The organism is Bacillus cereus group sp. BfR-BA-01382, from assembly GCF_022663475.1.
Lineage (GTDB): Bacteria > Bacillota > Bacilli > Bacillales > Bacillaceae_G > Bacillus_A > Bacillus_A thuringiensis_S.
Genome location: NZ_JAKUFQ010000030.1, coordinates 47,099 through 55,266, shown reverse-complemented (window position 1 = coordinate 55,266; position 8,168 = coordinate 47,099). Strand labels below are relative to the sequence as shown.

Here is an 8,168-nt window from a genome sequence, read left to right as displayed (position 1 = left end):
CCCTTCCAAATATATGCGAGCCCATTCTTTTACATTCAAATGTATTGTAATTTTTTATTTATCATAAAACCAAAATATTGCATACTTACATATTTTATGTAAAAAGTATTTGACATGATACTTTTCCAATTTTATACTTATATTTGTAAAGAGTTTTTTACAATCGAGGGGGGCAATTATTTATTGAATACTAAAAAAACTATTTTTATCATCATTGTTTTAGCATTAATTGCAATAATAGTACATGGCACATATAAATACATCACTGAAGGTTCTATTTTGGGTAGTACGATTTTTGCTATTTCGTTAATACTTAGTAATTTAATTAATCACATTACTTGGGGAGATCCCCACGGTGTATCAGAAGAAAGTCAAGATGAAATGGGCCAACAAATTACATATAAAAGCTTTAAAATTGCGTATTTTGTGCTTGTAGTTATAATGTTCCTTTTATTAATCTTCTCCGAAGGATTTTCTATGGGGGCTAATTTAGATGGCGTTAAAAACCTCCCTCTGTTCATCGCAATTTGCTCTTCATTCTTTATTTATCCTATTGTCGAACTCATAGTTGCAAAACAATATAAGTAAAAAGATGAGGTTTTCTACATGTAGAAAACCTCATCTTTTTATATTTACATACTCTCTACAATTGCTTTTAATTTATTCACAGTCCGCCAATTCCTAACTGTAGCTGGTGTATGTAACTTCTGAAACTGGTTCATTAATTTAGAATTTCGAATGCTATTTTTGAAAAACAAATAAGCAACCTTCTCATCTATATAGCAATCTTCAAGTTCACTTTTAAATGTAAGCAATTTACTACTCTCTTCTTCAGAAAGTACATTAGCTAAAAAAGCAACATGAACACTTTCTCCTTCTAACAATGAATGAACTTCATACGGACATTGTTTAATAATATTTATAAATTCATCATGTGTTCTTAGCATGACTGGAACATCGAAATCAAATTCATTTTTCATTTCAGATTGTATTCGGTCCTTTAGAAAGTTTATACCTTCCTCAGATTCGAACACGATATTACCACTTTGTATATATGTTTTCACATGTTTTAATTCTATTGATTCAAACAATCGTTTTAAATCAGCCATTTTGATTACTTTATGTCCACCGACATTGATTCCTCTTAGTAGTGCAACATAAATTGTCATATTATTCCCCCACAATAAAATGAATTTATCAACTGAATTGATTTTCCCACTCATATTTCTCGGATATTTGTTTTAATTCTTCTAACATATCATGAATAGATAATACCTCAAATAAAATAATAGATTCACTTGAAAAATGGTGATGATAATGATCTGGTTTATAATCTTTTAAATCATTTTTATAACTCCAAAATTGCTTGTCTAATTCAGCAATAAGTTTAAAATGTTCCTCATCAATTTCATTACAACGGTTTCTCAATATAGCAATTATAGAATAAGTTGTTTGTTGTAATATTTCCCTTTCACTTTGTGACCAGTCACAGGTCTCAATTGACACTCGAGCTAAATTATCTATATGGTAAATGATTTGCTGTAATAAATGCAATTGCTTTTGTACAAGTAAAAAGCTTCTCATTTCCTTCTTTGTATGGTGATGATATTTCCAATCTTTCTGCTCATATTGAACAAATTGTATCGCCTTATGCAATAATAAAGTCAATTTAGATAGATCCTGAGCTGTCTCCTTTTTCATACCTTTTCCTGCAAGTAATGCAGTAATCCATTCTTCCATAATATTTGCTGTTTTAGCAAATAGATCCTCTGTACATCCAAAAATCGTTTTCGTGTAGTGTGGTGGGAAAATGAAAAAATTCACTAAAGTAGATACTATAATACCAGTAGATGTAGTAGCTAAACGAATTAAAAATGCAGTAAAATAATGATCTGCCGTAATTGGAATCATAGCTACAGCAGTTAAAGTCGCGACTAATGTTCCCGCATGTAACCTTAGTTTTTGACATGTAACAATCGTAAACATCGCAGCTAATGCATAAGAAATTGCTTGATGGCCTAGGAAAAATGTGAAAGTCATGGCATATGCCGATCCAATTGTTGAGGCCGGAAAGCGAATAAACCCTTTTTTTATTGAGTCTGTTGCAGTTGGTTCAATTGTAACAATTGCTGTTATTACAGCAAAAATAGTTGGGATGTTAAAAAATTTACAAACTAACACTGTAAGAAAAACTGCAATCCCAGTTTTAATCACTCTTCCCCCAACAATATTCCATTGTCTATCTTGATTCATTTTTTATATCCTTCATTTCTGTTTCATTTTATATACATATATTATATATTGTTAAAATAAAAAAACCTACTACATGAATATTCAAGAGTAAGTTTTCTATCTCATTATTTCATTATAGGTAAATGCATTATTATTTGTTGGCCAATTGGTCCCATTCTTCTAAAACCTTTATCTTGGAAGCCGACTTTTGCATATAAATTTTGTGCAGGAATATTTCTTTCATTCACAGCAAGTACAACTTCATTTTTTATTGGAAAATAACGTTTTACAAACTCTTCTAATAATAACAATGACTTTTTAGCGTATCCCTTTCTTTGTCTATTGTGATTAATAGAAAATGATGTTAAAAGTAAAGCATCCTCATTATCCGTAAACTCCTTTACTCTATCTCCCGTTTGCAATGCGAAAAGACCAACCGGTACCCCATTGTAATCTAAAATAACAATCACATTTTTTGTACGATCACTTTTTGCTTTCTCCAGTAATGCGCTTGGATCTGATGTAAACTGAACTTGTTCACTTGGTAAAGTAAATGTTTGAATAACTTCTTTATATTTCTCCTTATACGGAACTAATTGAATTTCCCCTGTGTGTATGTTCATGCTAAACTCTCCCATTTTTTGCTTATTAACTTATACCTTGCTGTACTTTTGAATGCACTCTTCCATCTAAAAAGGTAATTTCAACAAATGAATTTGGATCGTTTCCTTTCCAAGCAAAAATTTGTTTAATTTGTGTAGAATGCTCTACCCCTTCTTCTATAAGTAAATCCCCTTCACAACCAATTAAATCTTTTACTTCTGTATAAGTCATTCCTTCATTTATGTTCGAGAAATGGTTTATATTGATAGACGCTTTCTGTTGCCTTTCCATCACAGTAGAAGAAGTTGCTGTTTGATTTTTCACTTCTTTTCTCTGTTCACACGCTGTCATACTGAAACCTAAGCAAAAACTAAACAATATACATGCGCTTTTTTTCATCATAACAGTTGTCCCTCCCATCATAATTAAACCATATATTCCCTTAAAAATAAACTGAATATTTAATATTATATTCAAAAACCTCGTACAATTAAGTACGAGGCTAATTTCATTTATTCAAATGATTATTTGATTGATCATCCTGTTCTTTTCTTAGCTCTTGTTTTTCATCTTTTGGTAATTGTTTATCATTATCTTTAATTGGATTCGTTTCTCTATTTTCAATCATATCATTTGGAACTTGTGGCATTACTCGGCCCACAATAGCCGCTAATTCATCTAGTATACCTTCACCTGTTTTTCCTTTTTTAATTTGCTTTCCAATTTGTTTGAGGCGTTCATACGTATCAACATCTGCTACAACGACTGCATTAGCACCGTCAGGATCATTTTTTAAACTTTCTGCAACAGAGTATTTAATTGATTCAACTCGAGTTCGATCAAGTTTTGCTTTTACGTCTATACCTACAATTGCATATTTGCCGACTACTACGGCTGTCGCATCATTCACACCTGGCACACTTGCAGCTAAAGATGCTAAATGATCTGCTGCTTTTTCATTTGGCTTATTTAATTTATTCGTATAATTAACATTTTTCATTGAGACATTTTTTTGTTCCGGCTTTTCGTTTGGATTGTCTTTTTTTCCAATACTGCATCCAGTTATAACGAAGCAAAGCATCAATATATATATTAGAGTTTTCATTATTTTCACCACTTCACTATTAAGGTTTAATCATAAATTTTTTCAACAGCTTGCATTTTCTTTACCTTTTCTTCGGCCCCACTATTAGCATTAATGAATATTTGGTACGTATCTTTTCCTAAAGTACCTACAAATTCATAGCAAAGTACTTCATTATGCAAATCATTGACTACTACAGCTTTACGTTCTTCCATTACTTTCACATCCGGATTGATTTTCTTTCTTGCTTCTGCTACAGTTAACTTTGCCGATGGAACTGTTCGTTTTTGATGCGACGCTAAATATTCTTTTGCGGAGAACCCTACGATAGAACCGTCATCTAAAGCAATTTTCATTTGGATTGCTTCTGGATAAATTCGTACTCCATTTTCATTTACTACATACGTAAACACACCAACATTATCATATTGAGAGCTATCATAAAGCTCCATATTATTAAACTTATGGTCCTTTAAAAATTTCAAACCTTTACTACCTGCATCGTTTAAACTAACTTTCTGTTCTTTAATTTCGCGGTTATTCATAACCCAAATTGGATATCCGCCTTTTCCCGTAATATCCATATAAAACTCATTGTTCGTTGCTTCATCTTTAATTTTCACACTATAGAAAGATTCTTTCGCACCTTTTCCGCTTTTCTCAACATCTACTTTTTCATTTCCTTTTAAATTCAAAAACGATTTTGCAATTTTCGCCGCTTCATCTTTAGAAATTGCCTTTCCTTGCGCTTCAAATCCGCCTTTTTTATTTTTTTGCGCACTTGTAAAGGTCGGTCCGAAGTTTGTAGAAGAATATGATGTTACGTTTTTCTCTACAGTTTTCAATCCATCAATAATTGTGTTATCTGCTGGATCGCGATTTGATGCAAGTGCCATTTCTACATCCATCCAGCGTAAATTATTTTTCAAAACAAGATGTTGTACTTTTCTTAGTTCATCTTGTATATTTCCTGCATTTGAATATAAAGTTTGCAACGTTTTATATTCTTGCTCATTTAAAGGCTCTTTTTCTAAATCACGAATGGCTGCACGGTAACTAAAATCACCGATATTCGCTAAAAATTCTTCCGTTTTATTAAATGGCATTAATGTTAAAGGAAGTTGCCCTACATCTGAGCGAGCTTCAGATGTTAAACGCCATACATCCGCTAATGCAGGTGATAAAGATGATCGTGAATTCATCGCAAGTGTTGTGCCAATTTTATCGTGTAATAAATCGACTTCGTATGCTAAATCATGGAATGCACGTTGATAGCTATTTTCCGCTCTAATTAAAACCGCATTTTTCTCTTGGTGCTCTTTATAGCCCCAGTATCCTGTTCCTACTACACCGACTGTTAATAATACAATGATAATACCTCGTAACATTGTCCCACCTCCGCTCTATTTACAGAAAATATGTTTACCGATTTTTTTAATTTGTGGACGAGTCCAAATCCATTTACTAGTCGCAGTATCTGGATTGAAATAATATAAAGCATTTCCTGTTGGATCCCATCCATTAATCGCATCTAATACAGCTTTTTTCGCTGTTTCATTTGGCGTTAAATATATTTGCCCATCCGCAACTGCCGTAAAGGCTCTTGGCTCAAATATTACTCCTGAAACGGTATTTGGAAATGATGCACTTGTAACACGATTTAAAATAACAGCAGCTACTGCAACTTGTCCTAAATACGGTTCACCACGTGATTCCCCGTATACTGCGTTTGCCATGAGTTGAATGTCATTTTGCGAATAACCATTCGGAACATTTGTCCCTTTATTTTGAGATGGTTTATTTTTTTGTGCAGTACTACCACTATTTCCTTTATTGGCAGTGGACTTGTCATACTTCGTTGCCTTCACGAGCATTTGCTTCGTTTTAGCTCCAGCTAAACCATCAACGGGTAATCCGAATTTCTCTTGAAAATTCCGAAGTGCCCAATATGTACCCCATCCGAAAACACCATCCACTTTTCCCGTATAAAATCCGTTATATTTCAAACGAGATTGCAGTTCAATGACATCTTCGCCAGATGCTCCTCTTTGAATGACTTGATTAGAAAAAGCTTCTACATTCTTTAGTTGTATACTACTGACCATTAAAGACAGTCCTATGAACGCAAGTAAAACTGCTATTTTAAAAATAGCTTTTTGGCGCATACTTTTCCCTCCTTAATTACAGAAATGATTTCTTGGTTATGTTTTGTAAAAGCCTCGCTTTTATGTAAAGAAGACAAAAAAATCCAAACTAATATCGTTGAAAAAATATGTAAACAATATAAAAAAAGGATAAAAGGAGTTCATCATGAAAAAATCGTTAAAACGTGTCGCACTCGTCATTCTGTTCCTAACAACATGTTCAAATATATATACAGGCTCATCAATTGTTCATGCGCAGCCGCCGTATGCCAAATGGGGTAAACTTGCCGTAGAAAAGACGAAAGAACAATACCCAAAAGCAGAAATTATTGATTATCTACATATAGGTAGAAAACCCAAAACAGTTCAAATAACTGTTGAAAAATTTAAATTGTGGTTACGTGAAGATGGAAAAGAATATGGTGTTTTTGTTGATGTAGAATTTGAAACGAAGACGGAGAAATTTATAAAGTTGTCGTTTCAGAAGACGAGTAGATAAAGTGAACCCCCACTGTTAAAAACAGAAACAGTGGGGGTTCTTGCATTTCTAAAATTCTTTCCTAAAATTTCGATTCCCTAAAAATCTTACCAATATACAAATAGCGCCAATTACAACAGCTATCCCTATACTATATAAAAGGACTCTACCATATCCTCCTATTCTCGGATCTAAAAAAGGATATGGATACCAATTTACGATTGGACCACGTAATAAGCTATATACAACGTAAAAAAACGGGAATAAGAGCCAACTTGCAGCTTTTTTCCAGGTGATTTTCTTATTTGGTGGATTTAAAATCCAATCTAAAAGCATGGTAATTGGCATGATATAATGCAGCACCGTATTTACCCATGGTATTGCAGTTTGAAGTGATTCTTCTAATCCTCTTAATAGTAAAAAATAAATTAGTCCTGTCGTAAGTATATATACCGTTGCCGCACCACGAAGTATACCAAACTGCTCTGATCGACCAAATGTAGCTGTTCCGATACTGCTTAAAAGGAGAATACATGCAACTAAAATGTTACTTTCGATCGTAAAGAAACTAAAAAAGTTAACTGGATTGAACGGTTTCACTTGTGCCCTGATTATGAATTGCGTAATAATGGCGCTACATGCTAGAAGACTTAAACATAATCTAAATAAAGATAAAGTTTTTTCACCCCTCATACATTCCCTCCTTTTCTTATAAATAATTAGAATTTCCCTGTACATGCTCAATAAATAATTTTAATGGAACGAGCCCACGCTTTGGCATATGACTACTTATAATAGCTACTACTTCTAACTGAGGAATGATAACGATGTATTGTCCGCCATATCCCATAGCGAAATATATACAATACGGTATGTGAAATCTTTCGTTATGTAATACCCACCAGTGATATCCATAGGCACCGACATGTTCATATGTTTCAAATTGCGCCCTGCTTGACTCTTCTAACCATTGTGCTGATACAATTTCTTTCCCATTCCAATATCCATTTTGTAAACATAATTTTCCTAATTTTAATAAATCTGTAGATTTCATTTTCATACCGAAGCCGCCAACATATATACCCTGCGGATCTTGTTGCCATTCGTATTCGTTAATTTCTAATGGATCAAATAAATATTTCTTTGCAAACCGCTCTGTCGACATTCCAGTAGCTTCTTGAATAATATAGCTCAGTAAATGAGAAGAACCTGAATTATAATTCATTTTTGTAGCAGGTTTTTCAATTATTGGCTTTTCTAATATGTACTGTACCCAGTTCTCTGATTCTACAAAGTCATTTGGGAATACTACTCCATTCCCAAACTCTTTCCAATCCTCACCAGTAGTCATTGTTAATAAGTGATAAAGCGTCAAATCATGTTTTTCCCCAGGTACATTTTCAATCCACTCTGTAATCGGTGTATGTATATCATTTATATAGCCCTTATCAATTGCAATACCAATTAATAAAGATACGATACTTTTTGTAATCGAATTTATTTTATATAAGTTATTTGCACATTCAGGTGTTTTATAATACTCAGTTGTTAATTCCCCTTTTTGATAAACAAGAAATGTATTCACTTTTTTCTTTTCGAATTTATTTTCTAGTTGCTTGAAATCCAA

Annotated in this window: 11 protein-coding genes; 2 read left to right on the top strand and 9 right to left on the bottom strand. The window is 33.0% G+C overall.

The window, feature by feature from the left end; genetic code table 11:
* The first annotated feature begins 183 nt into the window (after positions 1–183).
* On the top strand, positions 184–588 hold the full coding sequence (locus MR160_RS14735; RefSeq protein ID WP_001093136.1) for a hypothetical protein: 405 nt from the start codon (positions 184–186) through the stop codon (positions 586–588).
* Between the two features lie 44 nt (positions 589–632).
* Here the strand turns inward: MR160_RS14735 and MR160_RS14730 are convergent, their stop codons facing one another.
* The 7 genes from MR160_RS14730 to sleB all read right to left on the bottom strand — a co-directional run bounded on the left by MR160_RS14730 (position 633) and on the right by sleB (position 6,084).
* A complete protein-coding gene (locus tag MR160_RS14730; protein ID WP_000158573.1) occupies positions 633–1,169 on the bottom strand; it encodes a DUF1697 domain-containing protein in 537 nt (178 codons plus the stop codon).
* 28 nt (positions 1,170–1,197) lie between these two features.
* A complete protein-coding gene (locus MR160_RS14725) occupies positions 1,198–2,253 on the bottom strand; it encodes an aromatic acid exporter family protein (protein WP_001070855.1) in 1,056 nt (351 codons plus the stop codon).
* 104 nt (positions 2,254–2,357) lie between these two features.
* Positions 2,358–2,870, bottom strand: a complete 513-nt coding sequence (locus MR160_RS14720; protein ID WP_003278429.1) for a GNAT family N-acetyltransferase — start codon at positions 2,868–2,870, stop codon at positions 2,358–2,360.
* A 10-nt stretch (positions 2,871–2,880) separates the two neighbouring features.
* A complete protein-coding gene (locus MR160_RS14715) occupies positions 2,881–3,237 on the bottom strand; it encodes a hypothetical protein (protein ID WP_000976437.1) in 357 nt (118 codons plus the stop codon).
* A gap of 106 nt (positions 3,238–3,343) precedes the next feature.
* Positions 3,344–3,940 carry a YhcN/YlaJ family sporulation lipoprotein gene (locus tag MR160_RS14710; RefSeq protein WP_000854051.1) on the bottom strand — a complete coding sequence of 199 codons (597 nt, stop codon included), beginning with the start codon at positions 3,938–3,940 and terminating at the stop codon, positions 3,344–3,346.
* A gap of 26 nt (positions 3,941–3,966) precedes the next feature.
* Complete coding sequence (gene ypeB, locus MR160_RS14705) at positions 3,967–5,307, bottom strand: germination protein YpeB (protein ID WP_000943737.1); 1,341 nt, start codon at positions 5,305–5,307, stop codon at positions 3,967–3,969.
* Positions 5,308–5,322: 15 nt separating this feature from the next.
* Positions 5,323–6,084 (bottom strand): spore cortex-lytic enzyme, encoded by a 762-nt coding sequence (gene sleB, locus MR160_RS14700; RefSeq protein WP_001249046.1) that lies wholly within the window; start codon positions 6,082–6,084, stop codon positions 5,323–5,325.
* Between the two features lie 145 nt (positions 6,085–6,229).
* Here sleB and MR160_RS14695 point away from each other — a divergent pair, with 145 nt between their 5' ends.
* Complete coding sequence (locus MR160_RS14695; RefSeq protein WP_000749154.1) at positions 6,230–6,562, top strand: DUF3889 domain-containing protein; 333 nt, start codon at positions 6,230–6,232, stop codon at positions 6,560–6,562.
* 48 nt (positions 6,563–6,610) lie between these two features.
* Here MR160_RS14695 and MR160_RS14690 read toward each other — a convergent pair whose 3' ends face one another.
* Both MR160_RS14690 and MR160_RS14685 read right to left on the bottom strand, forming a co-directional pair.
* Complete coding sequence (locus tag MR160_RS14690; RefSeq protein WP_001213866.1) at positions 6,611–7,234, bottom strand: Pr6Pr family membrane protein; 624 nt, start codon at positions 7,232–7,234, stop codon at positions 6,611–6,613.
* A 16-nt stretch (positions 7,235–7,250) separates the two neighbouring features.
* Positions 7,251–8,168 carry a serine hydrolase domain-containing protein gene (locus MR160_RS14685; protein ID WP_000346246.1) on the bottom strand — a complete coding sequence of 306 codons (918 nt, stop codon included), beginning with the start codon at positions 8,166–8,168 and terminating at the stop codon, positions 7,251–7,253.

What these genes read in the sequence shown, in the direction of transcription:
- MR160_RS14730 (WP_000158573.1), bottom strand. Translation starts at nt 1,169, where the DNA reads ATGACAATTTATGTTGCACTACTAAGAGGAATCAATGTCGGTGGACAT.
- sleB (WP_001249046.1), bottom strand. Translation starts at nt 6,084, where the DNA reads ATGCGCCAAAAAGCTATTTTTAAAATAGCAGTTTTACTTGCGTTCATA.
- MR160_RS14690 (WP_001213866.1), bottom strand. Translation starts at nt 7,234, where the DNA reads ATGAGGGGTGAAAAAACTTTATCTTTATTTAGATTATGTTTAAGTCTT.
- MR160_RS14695 (WP_000749154.1), top strand. Translation starts at nt 6,230, where the DNA reads ATGAAAAAATCGTTAAAACGTGTCGCACTCGTCATTCTGTTCCTAACA.
- MR160_RS14710 (WP_000854051.1), bottom strand. Translation starts at nt 3,940, where the DNA reads ATGAAAACTCTAATATATATATTGATGCTTTGCTTCGTTATAACTGGA.
- ypeB (WP_000943737.1), bottom strand. Translation starts at nt 5,307, where the DNA reads ATGTTACGAGGTATTATCATTGTATTATTAACAGTCGGTGTAGTAGGA.
- MR160_RS14720 (WP_003278429.1), bottom strand. Translation starts at nt 2,870, where the DNA reads ATGGGAGAGTTTAGCATGAACATACACACAGGGGAAATTCAATTAGTT.
- MR160_RS14725 (WP_001070855.1), bottom strand. Translation starts at nt 2,253, where the DNA reads ATGAATCAAGATAGACAATGGAATATTGTTGGGGGAAGAGTGATTAAA.
- MR160_RS14715 (WP_000976437.1), bottom strand. Translation starts at nt 3,237, where the DNA reads ATGATGAAAAAAAGCGCATGTATATTGTTTAGTTTTTGCTTAGGTTTC.